Annotated in this window: 15 protein-coding genes; 7 read left to right on the top strand and 8 right to left on the bottom strand. The window is 51.9% G+C overall.

What is annotated here, in order from left to right; translation table 11 throughout:
* Positions 1-3: 3 nt before the first annotated feature.
* Together P8H26_RS03195 and P8H26_RS03190 are read right to left on the bottom strand one after the other, a co-directional pair.
* Complete coding sequence (locus P8H26_RS03195; RefSeq protein ID WP_289631400.1) at positions 4-564, bottom strand: murein L,D-transpeptidase family protein; 561 nt, start codon at positions 562-564, stop codon at positions 4-6.
* Positions 565-588: 24 nt separating this feature from the next.
* The gene (locus tag P8H26_RS03190; protein ID WP_289631399.1) at positions 589-3,636 is read right to left on the bottom strand and encodes an FAD-binding and (Fe-S)-binding domain-containing protein; all 3,048 of its coding nucleotides are present in this window, start codon (positions 3,634-3,636) and stop codon (positions 589-591) included.
* A 244-nt stretch (positions 3,637-3,880) separates the two neighbouring features.
* Between P8H26_RS03190 and P8H26_RS03185 the strand changes: the two genes are divergently transcribed.
* Positions 3,881-4,276 (top strand): VOC family protein, encoded by a 396-nt coding sequence (locus tag P8H26_RS03185; RefSeq protein ID WP_289631398.1) that lies wholly within the window; start codon positions 3,881-3,883, stop codon positions 4,274-4,276.
* Between the two features lie 124 nt (positions 4,277-4,400).
* Entirely contained in the window at positions 4,401-4,796 is a 396-nt protein-coding gene (locus P8H26_RS03180; RefSeq protein ID WP_289631397.1) for a cytochrome c family protein, read from the top strand.
* A gap of 141 nt (positions 4,797-4,937) precedes the next feature.
* Here P8H26_RS03180 and P8H26_RS03175 read toward each other — a convergent pair whose 3' ends face one another.
* Entirely contained in the window at positions 4,938-7,979 is a 3,042-nt protein-coding gene (locus tag P8H26_RS03175; RefSeq protein WP_289631396.1) for an aminotransferase class III-fold pyridoxal phosphate-dependent enzyme, read from the bottom strand.
* 188 nt (positions 7,980-8,167) lie between these two features.
* Here P8H26_RS03175 and P8H26_RS03170 point away from each other — a divergent pair, with 188 nt between their 5' ends.
* Both P8H26_RS03170 and P8H26_RS03165 read left to right on the top strand, forming a co-directional pair.
* Positions 8,168-8,605, top strand: a complete 438-nt coding sequence (locus P8H26_RS03170; RefSeq protein ID WP_028233479.1) for an Lrp/AsnC family transcriptional regulator — start codon at positions 8,168-8,170, stop codon at positions 8,603-8,605.
* 31 nt (positions 8,606-8,636) lie between these two features.
* Complete coding sequence (locus tag P8H26_RS03165) at positions 8,637-9,584, top strand: XdhC family protein (protein ID WP_289631395.1); 948 nt, start codon at positions 8,637-8,639, stop codon at positions 9,582-9,584.
* An 11-nt stretch (positions 9,585-9,595) separates the two neighbouring features.
* On the opposite strand, the gene P8H26_RS03160 is transcribed toward P8H26_RS03165, so the two are convergent.
* Positions 9,596-10,267 (bottom strand): HAD family hydrolase, encoded by a 672-nt coding sequence (locus tag P8H26_RS03160; RefSeq protein ID WP_289631394.1) that lies wholly within the window; start codon positions 10,265-10,267, stop codon positions 9,596-9,598.
* 921 nt (positions 10,268-11,188) lie between these two features.
* Between P8H26_RS03160 and P8H26_RS03155 the strand changes: the two genes are divergently transcribed.
* Complete coding sequence (locus tag P8H26_RS03155; RefSeq protein WP_289631393.1) at positions 11,189-11,356, top strand: hypothetical protein; 168 nt, start codon at positions 11,189-11,191, stop codon at positions 11,354-11,356.
* A 251-nt stretch (positions 11,357-11,607) separates the two neighbouring features.
* On the opposite strand, the gene P8H26_RS03150 is transcribed toward P8H26_RS03155, so the two are convergent.
* Positions 11,608-13,011: a cystathionine beta-synthase gene (locus P8H26_RS03150; protein ID WP_289631392.1), complete on the bottom strand. Its 1,404-nt coding sequence runs from the start codon at positions 13,009-13,011 to the stop codon at positions 11,608-11,610.
* Between the two features lie 475 nt (positions 13,012-13,486).
* On the opposite strand from P8H26_RS03150, the gene P8H26_RS03145 reads away from it, so the two are divergent.
* Complete coding sequence (locus P8H26_RS03145; RefSeq protein ID WP_289631391.1) at positions 13,487-15,550, top strand: long-chain-fatty-acid--CoA ligase; 2,064 nt, start codon at positions 13,487-13,489, stop codon at positions 15,548-15,550.
* A gap of 55 nt (positions 15,551-15,605) precedes the next feature.
* Here P8H26_RS03145 and P8H26_RS03140 read toward each other — a convergent pair whose 3' ends face one another.
* The 3 genes from P8H26_RS03140 to pgi form a co-directional block, all read right to left on the bottom strand.
* Positions 15,606-16,346, bottom strand: a complete 741-nt coding sequence (locus tag P8H26_RS03140) for an HAD family hydrolase (protein WP_289631390.1) — start codon at positions 16,344-16,346, stop codon at positions 15,606-15,608.
* Positions 16,346-17,407, bottom strand: a complete 1,062-nt coding sequence (locus P8H26_RS03135) for a succinylglutamate desuccinylase/aspartoacylase family protein (protein ID WP_289631548.1) — start codon at positions 17,405-17,407, stop codon at positions 16,346-16,348. Before P8H26_RS03135 ends, P8H26_RS03140 begins: the two co-directional genes overlap by 1 nt.
* Before the next feature lie 145 nt (positions 17,408-17,552).
* Positions 17,553-19,205 carry a glucose-6-phosphate isomerase gene (gene pgi / locus P8H26_RS03130; protein WP_289631389.1) on the bottom strand — a complete coding sequence of 551 codons (1,653 nt, stop codon included), beginning with the start codon at positions 19,203-19,205 and terminating at the stop codon, positions 17,553-17,555.
* Positions 19,206-19,404: 199 nt separating this feature from the next.
* Between pgi and P8H26_RS03125 the strand changes: the two genes are divergently transcribed.
* On the top strand, positions 19,405-19,869 hold the full coding sequence (locus P8H26_RS03125; protein ID WP_289631388.1) for a CoxG family protein: 465 nt from the start codon (positions 19,405-19,407) through the stop codon (positions 19,867-19,869).
* Positions 19,870-20,195: the final 326 nt, after the last annotated feature.

The following is a 20,195-nucleotide window of genomic DNA, read 5'->3' as shown; positions in this document are numbered from 1 at the left end:
TGATTATTCAGAAATCGAAATCGGCGTACCATTCGGCACCATTGACCAGATTTCCTGCATCTCGCGGTTGGTGACAGCCACGCAACCATCCGTCCAGTCCCAGAGGTGATGCACAGCACTCAGGAAGCCCCAACCATTGGGCAAGCCGTGGATCACAATATTACCGCCGGGAGACACATTCGCTTCTTTGGCTGCCGCTGCATCCTGCTCATTGGGGTAAGAAATATGCAGGCTGAGATGCGCCATAGAACGGGGATTGCGCCAGTCGATCACATACTCGCCAACTGGCGTTTTCTCATCGCCTTCCTGCAATTTATGACCTTCCGGTGCTCCACCCAGCGCAATCTGGTAAGTGCGCAACACATCATCCCCGCGCAGCAACTGCATTTCACGGGTGCTTTTGCGCACCACAATCTTGTCTGCCTGCTGCTCCGTGGCGGCCATAGCCGGAGCCGTACCGGAACCAACGCGTCCCAGCACTTTGGTGTAGCCATAAGCACTGGCGGGCAGAACTACGGCTATAAGAAGCAATACTGCCAGATATTTTGTACGCTTTGAGCTCATTGTACCCGTTTGCAAACTTTAAGATCAGGAAGCAATCAATTGCTTCAGAACCTGCAAAGGATGCTGAATTTGCGTCTTTTCCATGATCTCAACCTGCGAGCGGCAGGAAAAACCTGTGGCCATCACAATTTGCTCTCGGCCATGCGTCTGCATTTTCTGCCGCCAGCTCAGATCATAGATATTTTCCGATAGTGCGCGGTTGCGCAATTCATGACCGAAAGTACCGGCCATACCACAACAACCGCTTTCGCCAATCACCATATTGATGCCGAAATGTTTGAAGATCGCTGACCAAGCCGCAATTGTCGGCGTGGCATTGGTCTTCTCAGTACAATGCGGCAGCAACATATAGTTTTGCGCGGCACGCTCTAGCGATGGCTTAATATGCGAAGCGATTTGCCCCAGATGCTGCGCCAGCCATTCCTGCGGCAACATCACTTCCGGCACCGTCTCATTTGGCAGCGCGGAGCGATATTCACTGCGATAGGTCAGTGTCATCGATGGATCAAGACCAACCAGCGGCACACCACTTTTGGCAAGGCTGTTGAGATAAAGACTGGTATTGCGTGCCGTGCGGGTGAAGGATTTCAGATAGCCATGCACATGCTGCGCTTTGCCGTTCGGTTTCAGCTCAGCCAGATAAGGCGTGAAGCCGAGAGCCTTCAGCAGATCCAGCACATCCAGCAGCAATTGTGTATCGAAGAAACTCGTGAAACTGTCCTGCACCAGAATAACCGCTTTGGCTTTCTGCTCTGTGCTCAGGGTGTTCAGAACATTTGCATCCGCCATCTGAATATTGCGGGCGCGCAGTTCTTTTGTCAGGCTCACATCACTCAGCGACGGCAAAGCTGTGAGGCCAACCTGTTTCATACCCCAGCGACCAAGACCACTGCCCATCACGCCATTATAAAGCCTGCCGGTTTTAGCAACCAGCGGCATCATATGTTCAATTGAGGCAATCAGCGGGTCTTTCAGCGGACGCAGATAGCGGCCGTAATAAAGTTCAAGGAATTTGGAGCGGAAGGCCGGAACATTGACCTTAACCGGACATTGCCCTGCACAAGCCTTACAGGCAAGGCAGGTATCCATCGCATCACGCACCTGATGGGAAAAGTCATCGCGATTTTTAGAGCCGAGACTATTGCGGATACGGCCTAGCAAACCACTCCATAGCGGCTTATCCCGCAGAGCCTGTGCCGAGCGGCGCGGATCAATGCCTTTTTCACTCAGCAGGCGCAGCCATTCGCGGATCAGCGAAGCACGGCCTTTCGGAGAATAGCGCCTGTCACCGCTGCCTTTAAAAGACGGACACATGGCGGAATCCGTATTGAAATCAAAACAAGCGCCATTGCCGTTGCAATAAGGCGCATTGTCATAAGCATTGCGCACATCTGCAGGGATGATGCGATCTTTCTGACCACGGAAGGCCAGTTCATCGATCTTTGTCAGCGGCTGATCATCCGGCGTGGCGATCTTACCGGCATTGAGCTGATTATAAGGATCGAAAGCTGCTTTGATGCGCTGCAATTGCGGATAAAGCGGACCGAAAAATTCCGGCACATATTCCGAACGCACACCTTTGCCGTGTTCACCCCACAGCACGCCGCCATATTTCAGCGTCAGCGCCACCACCGCATCAGAGATACGGCGGATCATTATTTCCTGCGCAGGATCGGACAGATCAAGCGCGGGACGCACATGCAGCACACCCGCATCGACATGGCCGAACATGCCGTAATCCAACCCTTCACCATCCAGCAGCGCGCGGAATTCGAGAATATAATCGGCCAGATTTTCCGGCGGCACTGCCGTGTCTTCCACAAATGCCACCGGACGGCGCGCCCCTTCGACATTACCAAGCAAACCAACGGCGCGTTTGCGCATTGTCCAGATCGCTTCAATATCATCCGGTTTTTCTGTGGTGGTGAAGCCATAACGACCACTTTGCGGAGAATCTGCCAGCGACTGGCTAACAAAACGAATTTTCTCGGCCAGTTCCTCAGTGCTATCGGCCAACACCTCAACAATATTGATACCGTCTGTTCGCTTACCTTCTTCGGACGGGAAATAATCCGCAATGCGATTCCAGATAATATCGCCACGCGCCAGTGACAGCACTTTCGCATCAATCGTCTCAACCGAAGCCACCTGCAATCCGGTGAGGAAACGGGCATCGCGCAGCGCAGTGTTGAAATCATCATAGCGGATATTGATCAGTGCCGCGAAACGCGGGATCGGTAGCAGATTGAGATCAGCCTCGGCAATAAGCGCCAGCGTACCTTCCGCCCCGCAGAGCAGAGAATTGAGATTAAGCCCGCCGTCTTTCTCGCGTAAATGTGCCAGATCATAGCCGGTGAGAAAGCGGTTGAGCTTCGGGAAAGTCTTGTCGATCAGATCGCGGTTATCGTGCTCGATTTCATCAATCAGGCGATAGATTGCACCGCTACGGGTGTCCGGTTTTTGCAGGTCTTCCAGCTCCGGCTTTGTCATCGGTCTGGTATTGAGTTCGCTGCCATCCATTAAAACAGCACGTAAGCCCAAAACATGATTAGAGGTCTTGCCATAAAGGCAGGAACCCTGCCCGCAGGCATCGGTATTGATCATACCGCCGATAGTCGCTCGGTTAGACGTAGACAATTCCGGCGCGAAAAACAGACCGTAAGGCTTCAGCGCTTTGTTGAGCTGATCTTTGACCACACCGCTTTGCACACGGGCAATGCGTTTTTCCGGATCAATCGAGAGAATGCGGTTCATATAGCGTGAAGTATCAACCACAATCCCGTCGGTCAGCGACTGGCCGTTGGTGCCGGTGCCGCCGCCGCGCATCGCCATTTTCAGATGGCGGAATTCTTGCCTTTGCAGAAGCTGCGCAATCTGCTGTAAATCTTCAAACCCGCGCGGATAGATCACGCCCTGCGGCTGCACCTGATACACAGAATTGTCGGTTGCATAGACGGTCGTCGTCGCCGCGCCGAACTCAATATCTCCGCCAAAGCTGCTCAGCCGCAACGCATCGTAAAAATCCAACGGCTCCGGTTTTGCCAGAACGTCTGCCTGCAGGAATGGTATCACGCAATTCTCTCCGCATTTGCCGGTTGCATCGCGCCGCAAGCAACCCGTCTTTCGCAAATGTCATAGCGTTTTCAGCCGCTTTTTCCAATCATGCGCAACCGTCTACTTTGTCACGCATTGGCATGAAGTCATGCGAATTATCTTATATAGCTTTATTCTGCGGCATTGAACTGACCGTCAAACGGGACAAACAGGGCAGAATCTGCAAGAAAGCCTGTTCCAAACTCTTATGAACGGTGCTCCGATGGCAAAAAACATTCACTCCATGATCCGCGTGCTTGATGAAGCCCGCTCCCTTACATTCTACAAAGCTGCTTTCGATCTCGACATTGCTGAGCGGCTTGATTTTCAGGCTTTCACGCTTGTTTACCTGAGCAATGCGGAAAGCGAATTTGAACTTGAACTGACCATCAACAAAGACCGCACTGAACCTTACAATCTGGGGGACGCCTATGGTCATCTGGCGGTTTCGGTCTCCGACCTTGATGCGGAACATGCCCGCCTTGAACAAGCCGGCCTCAATCCGGGCAAGCTGATTGAATTCAAACCGGATGGTGTGCCGGTCGGCCGTTTCTTCTTCATTACCGATCCGGACGGCTACAAGATTGAAGTTTTGCAACGCGGTGGCCGTTTCAAATAAATATGAAACGCTTGGCATGAACCTCCCTGTATAGCTTTGTCGCAGCGACGCTAACACCAGCCTTGCTGCGACAAAATTCAGCTAAAATAGCGCGCAGATACAATGATTTAATCAAGGTGTAGTTATGCGCATTTCTGTCAAAACAATTATCGGGCTTTCACTTCTCTCCGGCCTCGCTTTTACCTATCCGGCACTCGCGGAAGGTGATGCTGATAAAGGCAAAAAAGTTTTCGCAAAATGCACAGCCTGCCATACGGTAGAAGAGGCAAAGAACCGCGTCGGCCCGCATCTGGTGAATATTCTTGATCGCAAAACAGCGAGCATTGAAGATTTCAAATATTCACCTGCGATGACCAAAGCCGGCGAAGAAGGCATGGTCTGGGATGAGGCCACACTAACCTCTTATCTCACCGCGCCGAAACAATTCATGCCCGGCAATAAAATGGCTTTTGCAGGATTAAAAAAAACCGAAGATATCAGCAATCTGATTGCCTATATCCGCTCGAAATCAGCGCAATAACAACAAAAAGGCCGGTGAATTTCACCGGCCTTTTGTCTAGAGCATTTCCAGCCCATCTTATATTGAAGGAAATGCTCTATCTATTTGTTTGACGCGTATCTTGTCCGAAAACCGCTTCACACTTTTCGGGATACGCTCGGTTTATTTCTTCGTCACTTCGGCGAAAGCCTCGTCCAGCACATTGAGCAGATAATCAGCATTGGCCTTGCTGAAGATCATTGGCGGACGCATTTTCAGCACATTATCAAACGGACCTTCTGTCCCCATCAGAATACCGCGACGGCGAGCGACATTGCACACGGCGCGCGCAATGTTGGTTGCCGGTTCTTTGGTGTAGCGGTCATTGACCAGTTCAATGCCAAGGAACAGGCCAAGGCCGCGCACATCGCCGATCACTTCATAACGGTTCTGCATCTCACGGAAAGAATCCATCAGATAATTGCCGATTGTCAGCGCATTACCGCGCAGGTTCTGGCTCTCGATCACATCCAGAACAGCAAGGCCAACAGCACAGGACACCGGATTACCGCCGAATGTGTTGAAATATTCCATGCCATTATTGAAACTGTCAGCGATCTCACGGGTAGTGACCATCGCCGCCATCGGATGACCGTCGCCGATCGGCTTGCCCATGGTCACGATATCCGGTGTCACGCCCTGTGTTTCAAACGCCCACCAATGGCTGCCCACGCGGCCAAAACCGACCTGCACTTCATCGGCAATGCAGATACCACCGGCATCACGGATCATCTTGTAAACTTCTTTAAGATAACCATCCGGCATGAAGACCTGACCGGCAACACTCGGAATGGATTCAGCAATAAAGAAGCCCGGACCTTCACCCTTTGCCTGCATAAGTGCAATCTGCTCAGCCACGCTTTCCGCATAGAGCTTTGCATGGTCTTCCGGTGCCCAGTCTTTCGGCGCACGATAGCTGTCCGGCACTTTCGCTACATAAACATGCGGTTTGGCACCCTTGCCACCCTTGCGATTGAATTTATACGGGCTGATATCAATCAGCTCCTGCGTGGTGCCATGATAGGACCAGTCGAGCACAACCGCGTTTTCACGCCCTGTATGCACACGCATCATGCGCAGTGCCAGACTATTGGCTTCTGAGCCGCTATTGGTGAAACCGGCAACGGTGAGATTATCCGGCAAGGTAGCCGTCAGACGCTCCGCATAGGCGACAATATTATCATGCAGATAGCGGGTATTGGTATTGAGTGTTGAAGCCTGCTTCGCCATAGCTTCGACAACCGCCGGATGGGCATGGCCGATATGACAGACATTGTTGAAGCAATCGAGATAGGCGCGGCCTTTATGGTCGATCAACCAAACGCCGTCACCGCGAACGAATTTGATCGGATCTTCATAGGAGATCGACAGGTTCGGCAGCAGCATCTCGCGGCGCATAGCCACGATTTCGTCCTTGCTGCGACCGGACTGGTGGTAGAACTCTTCAGCCATACCAGCAAAATTGCGGGCATCCGGAAACAGCTCTGCCCAGACATCGAGATAGGCTTCTTCACCCACGCCGATAATATCCATCGCAGTCAGGCGGGTATCGGTGCAGATCTGCAAGTGCAGATGCGGCGCCCAATGGCCGTTTTCGGTTTCATCACCCATATACGCAACGAGATCACCAGCGCTCAAGATATCTCCGGCTTTGAGGCGGTTGCCTGCCTCATGCGCCAGATGCCCCCAAAGCGAGATGAATGGTGCGCAGCCAACTGGGCGATGTTCCAGTGTAATCAGGCAACCATAGCCGAGCGGATCCGGCTCAATATCCACGCTGCGGACAATCGCATCGAGCGGGGTATAAAGCGGCGTGCCGGAAGCCATGAACAGATCAAGGCCTAAGTGGTAGGTACGGCGCTTGCCCTTCACAAGTTTGGATTCAAACATCGCGCCCGCATAGACCGTGCGTTCTTCACCCCAAGGGCCGATACCGACTTCCGTGCCGGTAACAGCGCAATGTTCTTCCCACATTGCCTGTGCAATAACCGGCTGCTCTTCCGCCGATTTGATGGTCATCGGATTGGTCGGATCGCCATAAGGCACCAGTTCCGCCGGATAGGCAGCCACCGGTTTATCCAGCAGCGGCAGCAATTTTGAGCGGTTGTTTTTCAGCCAGCTGACCGTTGCAGAGGCACCGGAAACCGCATCAAAGCCGCAAGCCTTGCGCAGGATTGCCGTTGCAAAAAGCGGTTCCATCCGGTCGAGCTTGCGCAGGAAATCCCATGCTGGTTTTTCACTGATCGCCAGATACGGATTGTCTTCCGCTTCTGCGTGGCGCGATGCGGAAATCGTAACTGAAGTCACCAGACGCATGGCGATCAGATCATAAAGCAGATTCAGTTCTTCTTCGCGCAGCGGGTAATATTTGTGAAAACCTTTAGCGATAGCGGCAGCGGCGCTGATCGGTGCATCATGATCCAGACCGGCATAGGCGGCCGCAATCGCGACCTCCGCAATCACTGGTGTATAGAGCGCATCACCGAAATCAATCAGACCGGCAATCACATCATGATTGTCATTGCCAACCAGCACATTCCAGTCATTCGCATCATTATGGATCACGCCGGAGCGAAGTGTGCCGAGCTTTGGTGCGACCTGTGTTTCAAAACGGGCGATAAAGCGTTCCAACAAAGCGCGGTCATCAGCATTTTTCACAAAATGCAGACGGTCTTTCGAGCGGCCTGCATTTGTCATATCCCAGTCGAGATCACGCAAAGCACCGGCATGCATGAAGCCCTGCAAAGCCGCATCGAACTGGCCGAGCAATTCGCCAAGACCTTCCAAAGCATGCAATGAGCGCGCGGATTCTGCCAGCGGCAGACCATCTACCCAGCCGACCAGACGAATATTATGCACATCGCCATTGACGGAAAGCGTATCGGCAAGGCTGTCGCCTTTCAGCGTCGGCACAATATGCGGCACTGGCAAATGACCGGCATGGTCACGGATGTGGTTCAACAATGCAGTCTGGAAACGGCTTTCAACAACCGGCTCAGACGCATTGACGATTTTCAAAATGAAGACTTTACCCTCAGCCGTCACGACCTTGTAATTCTGGTCGCGCTCGCTGTTGAGCGGCGACAAATCTCCGCTCAGACCATAATGGGTTTTAAGCAGGGAAGCGGCATCGGTAAGTGAAAACTGCGGCGCGGTATCAAGCATGATTGTTCCGTTTCAGTTGCCTCTTTCAAGGCAAGAGGCTTTGCATCTGTATCATTGTAGATTTGCACAGCACAAAAAGATGCGCACCAGACAAAGTGCCGGTTGCACCGGCACTTTGTTTCAAGTAACCGTCACTTTGCCGGCGAGGTTTTTCATCGTAAAAACCATGCAGTTTCAGAGGGGAAATGATGCAGGATATTGACGCAACGGATCAGAAAATTCTGACCATTCTGTCTCAGGAAGCCCGCATTCCGATGAAGACGCTTGCAGGGCGCGTCGGCCTGTCCCGCAGCGCCACCAGCGAGCGCGTGGCCCGTCTTGAAAAGAACGGTGTCATCCGTGGCTACCGCGCTGATATCGGCCTGCTGGATGATGCGGCGCTACAGGCTTTTCTGATGATTACGCTGAAACGCACGCCGAGCATTTCCATTCTCGATATTCTGGCTGGCCTGCCAGCCGTGCGCAAAGTCTCCTCAGTCAGCGGTCAGCTTGATTTGGTGGTGGAAGTGGAAGTAGCATCCATCAATGCATTGAACGAAATCCGCAATAAAATTGCTGAAATCGAAAATGTGGAAGATCTGACCACCAGCATCGTGCTGCGCCGCGAAATCCTGCGTGATAAATAAAATTTCTGCCCTCACAGGAGGCATTAGTTCCATGAACAAGCGAACCGCCAATCCGCTGCAACTTGCACAAAACTGGTTTGAACAGGAGCGCAAGCTGGCTCTGGTTACCGTGCTTTCTGTCTGGGGTTCTGCACCGCGCCCTGCGGGCAGTCATCTGATCTGCGATGATCAGGGTAATTTTGAAGGATCGGTCTCCGGCGGCTGCATTGAGGCGGAAGTGATTGCACAAGCCTTAGACGTACTGGCTACAGGACAAACCCGTGATCTGTCTTTTGGTATCAGCGATGAAACCGCTTGGTCCGCAGGATTATCCTGCGGCGGTACGATCCGGCTGCTGATTGCTCCCTATGATGCAGCGATGCATGAGATGGTGACACAGATCGTGCAGGCACAGACTCAACGCCAGCGCGTTACCAGCCACACTGTTCTCACAAACGGACATATCTCGCTTATTCCCACACCCGATAATGCCAAAATCACGCAACTGGATGAAACCGGCTTCATTCAGACTTACCGGCCGCAGCCACATATTGTGGTGATTGGCGCTGTGCATATTGCGCAGGCGCTGGCACAAATGGTGAGGATCACCGGCTATGACCTCAGCATACATGATCCGCGCAGTGGTTTTGCCACGGCAGAGCGTTTTCCGTCTGTAAAGTTACATGAAACATGGCCGGAAGAATTTTTCAAAACCCATCAGCCGGACAGTTTTACGGCGCTTGTTGCGCTCAGCCATATTCCGCATCTTGATGATCCGGCCTTGAGCGCCGCCTTAAACAGCGATTGTTTTTATATCGGTGCATTAGGCAGCCGGAAAACCCATGCCAAGAGGCTGGATCGCTTAACAGCAGCAGGTTTTGAAGCGACCAATTTACAGCGCATCCATGCGCCGATCGGTCTTGCGATCAGCGCACAGGAACCGGCAGAAATTGCGACCGCAATTCTGGCAGAGACTATTCAGGCCTATCGCAAGGCCTGAATAGGTCACGCTTAACCAACGCTCAGGCGCAGGCGTCCGTCGCTGTCCTGCATAATGCCGAGATTAGCAAAGTCACGGAACTCAACATTGCCGCCTGTCACCACATGGCTATGGGTTTCGCTGATCACTACAACATCGGAGTCGGCAGCCTGACCCGCAGCAATTCCGGCTGGCGCATCTTCAAAGACCAGACAATCGGCAGCATCAAAACCCAGACGCTGCGCACCCAGACGATAACCGGACGGATCAGGCTTACCGGCAGTCACATCCTCAGCCACCACGATTGTTTTCGGGATCGGTAGCCCTGCGACGGCCAGACGCGCTTCAGCCAGCTCACGCGGCGCGGAGGTAACAATTGTCCAGCGATCAGCAGGCAGACTGGCGATAAAATCTTTTGCACCGGCAATCGCGCGGATACCGGCAAAATCGCGCATTTCCTCTGCCAGAAAAGCCGCAGCAATCGCTTTAGGATCAAGGTGAGGCATATTGAGCATTTTGATTACATCGACAACGCGGATGCCATGTACTTTTTTGAGTAATTCCGGCCCGTCAATCCCATGTTCTGCTGCCCATTCCAACCAGATCCGCTCAACGACAGGAATGGAATTGACCAAGGTTCCGTCCATATCAAACAGAAAACCGGAATAGGAATTTAGAAATACAGAATTATCGCGCTGCTTCACTTTCAGGTCCTTTATAGCCAAGGGATAAACGGGGCAAACAAACAGACAAAGCTCTTAGAACTCCTGCCCTCTACAAAAATCATGCTTTGCAAAAGCGGATAACGCACTATTACACCATATTGTTACAAAACAAACATTTATAATGTTTCGATCAAAACAAAATAACGAATAGTGATTTTCGCGCCGACGATATAGCCCGAACGCGGAATACGGAAATGAATTTAATAAATCTGGAAAAAGAAAAAGGCCGCGCGGGGGAGGAGATGCGCGGCCTGATCATGGATGCGGCTGGGAGGAGGAGTGCCGCATTCCGTCATCGGGCTCAATTGGGAGGAGGAGAACGAACCCGATGGACACACTTATAACGGCAGGAGAAAAAACCGACAATAAACAATAATGCATAACAGTCATGCAGCATTGCAAGGCATTGCCCCCGCGCATCGCTCTTGAAGGTAGTGCACGCGCGCAAAATTCAATTGCTATGCCCGTCCGGATTGTTTGAGTGACTGCATTATCACGCGCTACAACTGAAATCCTTGGATGCGAAATGCTCTGAAGTACAGGCGCAAAGCGCTTCGTTTTACCCGACTCAAATCAGCACCTGTTTGCTAAAAAATATGCGCGTTCCGGAAGGTTTATTCGTTCTGAAATCACATACTTAACAAAACATTCAGCAATTATTGAAATTACAGATACTTCATAAATTACAGTATAAAAGTAAAATTTATTAAAATCATACAGTTAACTCTCAAAACGCAGATCTACAAACACGGATAAATCAATAAAATTCACATATAAAAGGCCAGCGAAACAGCTAATACCATCATTTTCGTGTAATTCAAATCTATTTATATTCAGTATTGCAGTATTTCTCATTCGGATCATAATAAACCCATCAAGACATATCGGAGGAGACCGGCAATGTATGATGGTGTACCTGCTCAATGGCAAAAGCCTGCCGATCACACGCGAAACAGCACGAATGATGCAGCATTTGTTTTCTTAGGGATTTTTCTGGCCGGTCTGGCTGTTCCTGCTGCATTTATCGTCTGGGCAATCGCAACAAGTCTGATTGCAGTCATCGGCTGATATACTTTAAAAAACATCAAAGCAGAGGGAATACATAATATTCATTTCCGGCAGTCAGTTCTGCATAATAACGGCTAATAAAGACCAGCCTATATGTGCCCCGTGTATCCTTCAGATACAATTGTGCGGCCTGCATTTAAGCTGAGACTGCACGGAAAAGACTGAAACGGGCATATGCGCCTTGCAGCATATGCCCGTTTTTTTATATGCACCAAACGACCTGCATAGGATACGCCGGTTGCAGAGTGTTTTCAGCCCTCCCCGCCATTACGATCCGCATAACGCAAATGATTGATCATATCGATGCGGGTGATAAGCCCGATAAATTCAGCACCCTCGACAATCAGCGCCACTTCATCACGATCAAAAAAGCTCTGCAATGCGCTGAGCGGCGCATTCACCTGCAAAACACGCGGTTGCGGGCTCATGGCCGTTGATACCGCCGCTGCAAAGCGCGACCAGCGCCCCTCAGACGGCCCCTCCACTGCTTTCAGAATATCGCTTTCATCAATAATTCCGACCAGCCGGCCACCATCCAACACCGGCAGTTGCGATACATCATTGCGCCGCATCCGCCCGTAGGCCTCCAGTAGGTTTTCATCCGGCACTGTCACCTCAACCGCACCATCCTGATGACGCCGCGAGATCAGATCTTCCAGATTGCCATGCACGATGCGCTCGCTCAGATGCCGGTCACGCAGCCAGTTATCATCAAACATTTTCGACAAATATTGAGAGCCGCTATCACAGATCAGCGTCACCACAATTTTCGGTTCCGTTTGCTCACGGCAATATTGCAGTGCAGCCGCCAGCAAAGTACCTGATGATGCCCCCGCAAGTATGCCTTCACGCAATAATAAATCGCGCGCGGCCTGCATCGATTGCCGGTCGGATATTGTATAGGCGCGAGCAACAAAAGAGAGATCGGCATTCTCAGGAATATGATCGCCGCCAATACCTTCAACCGACCATTGCCCGGCATCACCCACCCGCCCCGTCCCGATAAACGGCGCGAGAACCGAACCTTCCGGATCGGCGAGAATAATCTGTGTGTCCGGTGCAGCAACACGGAAATAGCGTCCCAACCCAGTCAAAGTACCGCCGGAACCAACACCAACAACCACTGCATCAACCTGATGACCTGTCTGCTCCCAGATTTCCGGTCCCGTTGTTGTTTCATGGGTCAGCGGATTGGCAGGATTTGAAAACTGATCGGCAAAAAACGCATCCGGAGTTTCTTCTGCAATGCGCCGCGCCAGATTTTGATAATGTTCCGGATGATCTTTGCCCACATCCGAGCGCGTAAGCCGCACATCAGCACCAAGAGCCCGTAAATGGCGCAGTTTTTCTTTAGCCATTTTATCAGGAACAACCAAAATCAACCGGTATCCGCGCAAAGCCGCAACCTGCGCCAGACCAAGCCCTGTGTTTCCGGCCGTGGCCTCCACAATCGTACCACCCGGCCGCAACTGACCGGACTGTTCTGCCGCTGAGATAAGACTTAATGCCACTCTGTCTTTGATAGAGCCGGACGGGTTCTGGCTTTCCAGTTTCGCAAACAGGCGGCATTGGCCTGTTTCAAAGCCGTGCAATTCAACCAGAGGCGTACGGCCGATCAATTGTAAAACAGATGGGAAAGCTGCCGGAAAGCGCATTGCGATTGGCTCCTATACAGATCATAATAGCTGCGTGATGCCCGAAATCACTCAGCAATCAGGTGATATCTGTCTTTGGAATCTACTTTTCAGAGCATAAAGCTTACGCGGCGCATCAAAAGACACATAATTTTATAACACTGCTATTAACTTCAGTTTTTTGTTTATTTATGAGAGATTTATGAGATTACCATTTCGAAAAGCCTCGTCCGCAGAAATTTTATTGCGCTCAGCACACTATGTCCGTAGTGACGAAAAATTGTCTGCCAATCCGATATTCAAAACGGATAGTGTTGTCAGGCATATTGCCTGATAAAGAATTTACGTTTACGTCAATGGAAAGTTTATGTCCGGATATTGATCTCGGCATAATCTTGGTTAAGTTGTTGGCAGCCCGGTTACAGCGAGGAGAGCCGGAACACCGGATTATTCTCCGGGGGCATATGCCGACACAACAGGAATTCTGGGAGGCAGAATGACACGTTCGAGTGATGGGAATGCCAAAGCCGGTGCAACCAAAAGCACTGCAAAGAAAGCCGGAACTACTGCTGCAAAATCAGCCGAAGTGAAACCGGTCAAAGAAACCGCAGCTAAAAAAACAACAGCGACAAAAGCAGCGCCAGTAAAAGCCGCGCCAAAGACTGCGGCCAAAAAAGCAGACGCGGCTGCAAACACCACCAAGGTAAAAGCTCCGGCCAAACCGGCAACGGAGAGCAAAGCAGCGGCGAAAACCACTCCAAAAAAAGTGACAACCAAAGCCGCAGCAACCAAACCGGCCGTCGTTGAAAAAAAATCTGATGACGTGGCAGTGACCGCTGCATCTTCCAAAAAAACGGCTCCTGCGGCGCAAAAAGCCGCCGTCCGTTCCAGCCCTTATGACGCAAAGCCGTGGCTCAACAGCTATCCACAAGGCGTGGCGCATCAGCTGGAACCATCACCCTATCAGTCGATTGCCGATCTGATCCTGACATCCTGCAAAAAATACGGTGACCGCCCTGCTTTCACCTGCATGGACAAATCGCTGTCCTATAAAGAGTTGGATGAAAAATCCGAGGCACTTGCTGCATGGCTGCAATCACGCGGGCTGGTCAAAGGCGACCGCGTGGCCGTGATGATGCCGAATGTGCTGCAATATCCGATTGCGATTACTGCTATTTTGCGCGCAGGCCTTGTTGTTGTGAATGTGAACCCGCTTTACACCCCGCGCGAGCTGGAACATCAGCTCAGTGATGCCGGTGCCAAAGCGATCATCATTCTTGAGAATTTTGCCCATACACTCGAGAAAGTGCTGGCCAACTCACCGGTCAAGCATGTGATTGTCGCCTCTATGGGCGATATGCATGGCCTGAAGGGTGCGCTGATCAATTTCGTCGTGCGGCGCGTCAAGAAAATGGTGCCTGCATGGAACATTCCGGCACATAACAGCTTCAAATCTGTTCTCGCCTCCGGTGCAAAACAGACTTTAAAGCCGGTCAGCATCGCGCCGGATGATTTGGCTTTTCTGCAATATACAGGCGGCACCACCGGTATTTCCAAAGGTGCCATGCTGATGCAAAGCAATATCCTCGCTAATGTGGAGCAGATGCGGCTGTGGCTGGATGTTGCCTTCCGGCGCAAAGGACGGCCGGAAAATATCAGCTATATCTGCGCCTTGCCGCTCTATCATATTTTTGCACTCACCGTGAATGCAATGATGGGCATTCAGCAGGGCGCGCGCAATGTGCTGATTCCTAATCCGCGTGATATTCCGGCTTTTGTGAAAGAGTTGCAAAAAGCGCCGTTCCATATTTTTCCGGGTCTGAACACCCTGTTCAATGCCCTGATGGAGAATGCGGATTTCCGCAGGCTGGATTTCAAACCGCTGATCCTCACACTTGGCGGCGGCATGGCAGTACAACGTCCTGTTGCCGAGCGCTGGGAGAAAATGACCGGTTGCCTGATTACGGAAGGCTATGGCCTTTCTGAAACCTCGCCGGTTGCCACAGCCAATGTGCTCGATGCCACGGAGTTTTCCGGCACAATCGGTCTGCCGGTACCGGGTTCCGATGTTGCTATCCGCGATGATGACGGCAATGACGTGCCATTGGGCGAAGTCGGTGAGGTCTGCGTGCGCGGCCCGCAAGTCATGAAAGGCTATTGGAACCGGCAGGATGAAACAGCCAAGGCAATTTTTGCCGATGGTTTCTTCCGTACCGGCGACATGGGTTTCATGAATGAAGCTGGTTTCACCAAGATTGTCGACCGCAAAAAGGATATGATCCTTGTCTCCGGCTTCAATGTCTATCCAAATGAGATTGAGGAAGTGGCTGCGGAACATCCCGGCGTTGTCGAAGCAGCCGCTATCGGCATTGCCAATGAACATTCCGGCGAAGTGGTGAAACTCTTTGTCGTGCGGCGCGACCCCGAACTGACCGAGGAGGCACTGAAAGCTTTCTGTGCAGAACGGCTGACCAATTATAAACGCCCACGCATGATTGAATTCCGCGACAGCCTGCCGAAAAGCAATGTCGGTAAAATCCTGCGCCGCGAATTGCGCTAAAAACAATTAAAGGCCGGTGCAAAACACCGGCCTTTAATTTTAATAAAAACAGAAATTACTTTCCGGCCAGATAGTCCGGCAAATCCGCAATAGACGGCAGCACAATATCGGCCAGCGGTTCAAGCACTTCACGCGGACTATTGCCCGTCAGCACGCCAACAGCGAGACCCGCTTTGGCCGCTCTGGCGCATTCCATATCATGCGGATTGTCGCCAACCATCGCCACCTGCTCCGGTGCCACACCGACTTCTGCCGCAAAATGCAGCAGCGGATCGGCATAAGGCTTAGCACGCGCTGCCGTATCATAGCCGATGAAGCCGGAGAACAGATCACTGATGCCAAGCGCTGCAGCCGTTGCCCGCGCACCGGCCTCGGAGTCATTGGTAGCAATGCCAAGGACAAAACCGGCATCTTTCAGCGCCTGCAAGGTCTGGCTCAGCGCCTCAACGGCAACCGCCTGCTTTGCGCCCTCTTCAACACCGTAAGTGTCATATTCAGCCACGCGTGCACGGCGTTGCTCGTCTGTATCCTGCGGATGCCAGAGCGCGACAATATCCTCAACCGTACCGGCCGCGATGACTGAGTTGGCGCGGAATTTTTCCGCCTCAGCATCATAACCACCGGCATTCAGCAAGGATTGTGCCAGCACATCATCACCGGCAGCAGAGCGTCTGGCCAGTTCACAGGAGATGGAATACCAGGTCCTGTTAAAATCAACCAGCGTGCCATCCTTGTCGAAAAGAATGGCACGGATCATCTTTTTAGAGCCGGACGGCACTGCTACAGTTTCTGACATTATGCCTCCAGCGAGCCCGCAGGTTTTGCCTGCGCCGATGGTTCATCACCGATCAGCTTCATCACATCATCGCCACGGCGCAGATAGCGCAGGCTGCGATAGGTTAAAACGCGACCGGCCTGCGGCGCGCAGAGCTTGATATCATGCTCAGGCTCACCCGGTACGGTTACAATCGTTGCCAGCAGATCGCCTTTTTTGACAATCTCACCCAGCGCCACATGATACAGCACCATGCCGCCCTGCGGGGCACGGAGAATCTCTACACGAGAGAACGGTGCAATCGGGCCGTTAAATGCTTCGCCAAGCTGGCTGGATGCATCTTCCACCACGCCGCGATGCACGAGGAAACGATAGAGCCCTTCCGCATCAGCCAGACCTGTGGCCGGATCAACATCATTGAGACCACGGAACTCAACAGTTGTGACCGCGCGACGGCGCATATCGCGCTCGCCCTCCTTCATATGCAAAAGCGGATTAACGCAGGCCTCTTCAAAAGCCGCGCTGACAGTTGAATCGCCCGCGAGAATAGCGGTCGAGCGCAGTGCCGTTGCCAGATCACGCAGATCTTCCGCATAATTCTCATGCACATAGAGATAGTTTTCGCTCTCATCATCGCAATGCAGATCAAGCACAATCTCATGTTTCAGCGCCATGCGGACAAGCATGGCCTTGATGCGTTTATCAAGCGAAATCGGTGCATCAGGCTGTGGCAGTGCAGAGGTGTCAAAATTCTCCAGAAGCGGGAAATTACGATTGAAATTCACACCAGAGAAGAAATCAAAACGGCCAAGATGCTGATGGCTCTGCCACTGATTGGAAGCCACTGGATTGGCCTGCGGCACAATTGTGATATCGCCTTTGATGCGGCCTTCATCTGCCGCTTTGCGCAGCATCGGAATCAGGAAATGCAGCGCAGCCTGCCCTGGCAATTCAGCGCCATGCAATGATGACTGCAAATAAGCTGTCGGCGCGCTTGTATCTGTGCCTTCAAAACGCAGCACACGCAATTCGACCTGAATGCCCGGCACATCACCGGCAAACTGTATCCGATCAGTTTTCATAATGTCTTCCACCCATTGACCGCCGGACAGGATTTTCAATCACCTTATTCCGGCGGTTACTCCATAAACCATTATCAACAAACACGAAAAACGAATGATTGTCACGTCTCGACGAATAATTTTTCAGTGTATGAGGATCAGGTTTTTACATCTGTGATGCCTGATGCACATGCGCAATCAGACCTTGCGTTGAGACATCACGATTACCGGCACTTTGTTGCCCTGTAACGACATCCAGCAATTCTGTTGCCAGTTCTTTGCCAAGCTCAACACCCCACTGGTCAAACGCATTGATACCAAAGAGCTGTGCTTCAACAAAAACACGGTGTTCATAAAGCGCGATCAGACGCCCAAGGGCAAAAGGTGTCAGCTTGTCATAGAGAATAGTGACCGACGGGCGATTGCCGGAGAAAACACGATGCGGGGCAATGCGCTCCACTTCTGCTTCCGGCAATTTGCGCGCGCGCAACTGCGTCTGCGCCTCTTCCAGTGTGCGGCCTTTCATCAAAGCCTCGCTCTGGGCAAAACAATTGGCCAGCAACATCTGATGCTGTTCCAGCAATTCCGGCTCATGCGTATGCACTGCGATCATAAATTCCAGTGGGATTGTATCGGTTCCCTGATGCAAAAGCTGGAAGAAAGCATGTTGCCCGTTGGTGCCGGGTTCGCCCCAGACCACAGGGCCGGTGACACCGGAAACCGGCGTACCGTCACGCTTCACACTCTTGCCGTTGGATTCCATATCCAGCTGCTGCAAATAGGCAGGTAAACGCGCCAGATGCTGATCGTATGGGATAATTGCGCGGCTGCCAAAGCCGCAGATTTCACGATGCCAATAGCCGATCATGCCCAGCATCATCGGCAGATTCTGCTCAAACGGCGCGGTGCGGAAATGCTCGTCCATTGCATGGGCACCGGCTAGAAATTCTTGAAACCTATGCGCACCAATCGCCAGCATCACCGGCAGACCGATGGACGACCACACGGAATAGCGCCCGCCAACCCAGTCCCAGAAACCGAACACCCGCTCCGGTTGAATACCGAAGGCAGCAACCTTATCCAGCGCTGTCGAAACGGCGGCAAAATGCGCGCCAACAGCTTTTTCGCCCAGAGCATCTGCCACCCATTTGCGGGCAGTTTTCGCATTGGTCATGGTTTCAATCGTCGTGAAAGTTTTGGAAGCGATGATGACCAGCGTGGTTTCCGGATCAAGATCGCGCAGCGTATCGGCAATATGCGCCGGATCAATATTGGAAACGAAATGGGTATTCGGCCCGTCATGATACGGCGTCAGTGCGAGCGTTGCCATCACCGGCCCGAGGTCTGAACCGCCGATCCCGATATTCACCACATCAGTGATTGTGCGTCCTGTTGCACCCGCCAGTTCACCGGCACGGATTGCCTCGCTAAAAAGGCCCATACGGTGCAGCACATCCTGCACCTGCGGCACGACATTTTCACCGTCTGTTATAATCACATCATCCTGCTTTGTCCGCAGCGCCACATGCAATACCGCACGGTTTTCCGTGGTATTGATCGGCTCTCCGGCAAACATGGCATTGCGCTGGCCTTCAACATCGCAGGCCACAGCCAGATTTTTCAGCAGCGCCATAGTCTCATCATTGACACGACACTTCGACCAGTCGAGCAGCAAATCATCCAGTTTCAGGGAATAGCGGGCAAAACGCTGCGGATCTGCGGCAAAGGCTGTACGCATATTTTGCTGCTGCGCAGCTGTCTGCCAATGTGCTTTCAGCGCAGCAATACCTGCCGCAATTGCCGCTTCATTTCCTGCCATGCCAACCACTCCCGAATAAAGAATAACTGCTTCTCAAATAAAACCTATAACACTTTAAATATGAACCGATTGAAGTGTTTTAAGGGTATGATAAATAAAAACAAAATTCAGACGTTGTTTTCTTGTGATTGAAACCGATATCATTAACAAGATAGCGGGTTAAAAATATTCTGCACTACATAAGTTTTAAAGGATGGATATGGATCTGACCGGTGAAGAACGCATTCAGGCACCAAGACAGGCTGTATGGGATGCGATGAATGATGTAGACGTTCTCAAGCCCTGTATTCCGGGTTGCGAAACACTGGAGCGGCTCTCGGAAACCGACATTCAGGCGGCCATTCTTGTTAATCTCAGCCTCATCAAAATCCGCTTTCACGGCTTGCTGATCCTCTCCAATCTCAACCCGCCTTTTTCCTATACGATCAGCGGTGAAGGTCAGGGCTCGCTGGCCGGTTTTGCAGCAGGCAGTGCCGACGTGGAACTAATCGAAGAAAGCCCTGATGTGACCATTCTGCGCTATACCATCAATGGTGATGCAGGCGGCAAAATTGCCCAACTCGGCACCAAACTGCTAGGCAATGCAGCACGCAAAATTGCTGACCGGTTTTTCGCCAATATCGGCGAAGCCGCAGCGCAAAGCGTGCGTCAGAAAACCGTATAAATCAGCGCTATTTCATGAGTATAATTGTCATATTTGACCATATGATAAAAAATTTGACCTTCCGCAAAAATCTGTCATGCTGAGTGTACAGAAGCAAAAAGCACACACACCAAAAAGTGCTCGGCTCTGACAGATTGCGGAACCGGCGTTCAATAAGGGAACCACGCCGCTTCCCCACCATGCAGCAATGAACCACTGCGGGACGCGCATCACTATGCGTTCTGAGACAGCATTTGCATAACCGGATTTTGCCCAGTGCGTCAGCGCAAGCAGCCATCCGGCACCTCTGACATTTATTATAAGTGCATGACCGCTAGTTTAAACTG

It is taken from the genome of Pseudochrobactrum sp. sp1633, from assembly GCF_030376605.1.
Classification (GTDB): domain Bacteria; phylum Pseudomonadota; class Alphaproteobacteria; order Rhizobiales; family Rhizobiaceae; genus Pseudochrobactrum.
The sequence above is the reverse complement of the archived record's forward strand: the minus strand, read 5'-3'. Positions and strand labels throughout refer to the sequence as shown.

What these genes read in the sequence shown, in the direction of transcription:
- P8H26_RS03125 (WP_289631388.1), top strand. Translation starts at nt 19,405, where the DNA reads ATGGATCTGACCGGTGAAGAACGCATTCAGGCACCAAGACAGGCTGTA.
- P8H26_RS03150 (WP_289631392.1), bottom strand. Translation starts at nt 13,011, where the DNA reads ATGCGCTTTCCGGCAGCTTTCCCATCTGTTTTACAATTGATCGGCCGT.
- P8H26_RS03155 (WP_289631393.1), top strand. Translation starts at nt 11,189, where the DNA reads ATGTATGATGGTGTACCTGCTCAATGGCAAAAGCCTGCCGATCACACG.
- pgi (WP_289631389.1), bottom strand. Translation starts at nt 19,205, where the DNA reads ATGGCAGGAAATGAAGCGGCAATTGCGGCAGGTATTGCTGCGCTGAAA.
- P8H26_RS03170 (WP_028233479.1), top strand. Translation starts at nt 8,168, where the DNA reads ATGCAGGATATTGACGCAACGGATCAGAAAATTCTGACCATTCTGTCT.
- P8H26_RS03185 (WP_289631398.1), top strand. Translation starts at nt 3,881, where the DNA reads ATGGCAAAAAACATTCACTCCATGATCCGCGTGCTTGATGAAGCCCGC.
- P8H26_RS03180 (WP_289631397.1), top strand. Translation starts at nt 4,401, where the DNA reads ATGCGCATTTCTGTCAAAACAATTATCGGGCTTTCACTTCTCTCCGGC.
- P8H26_RS03135 (WP_289631548.1), bottom strand. Translation starts at nt 17,407, where the DNA reads ATGAAAACTGATCGGATACAGTTTGCCGGTGATGTGCCGGGCATTCAG.
- P8H26_RS03140 (WP_289631390.1), bottom strand. Translation starts at nt 16,346, where the DNA reads ATGTCAGAAACTGTAGCAGTGCCGTCCGGCTCTAAAAAGATGATCCGT.
- P8H26_RS03145 (WP_289631391.1), top strand. Translation starts at nt 13,487, where the DNA reads ATGACACGTTCGAGTGATGGGAATGCCAAAGCCGGTGCAACCAAAAGC.
- P8H26_RS03165 (WP_289631395.1), top strand. Translation starts at nt 8,637, where the DNA reads ATGAACAAGCGAACCGCCAATCCGCTGCAACTTGCACAAAACTGGTTT.
- P8H26_RS03195 (WP_289631400.1), bottom strand. Translation starts at nt 564, where the DNA reads ATGAGCTCAAAGCGTACAAAATATCTGGCAGTATTGCTTCTTATAGCC.
- P8H26_RS03175 (WP_289631396.1), bottom strand. Translation starts at nt 7,979, where the DNA reads ATGCTTGATACCGCGCCGCAGTTTTCACTTACCGATGCCGCTTCCCTG.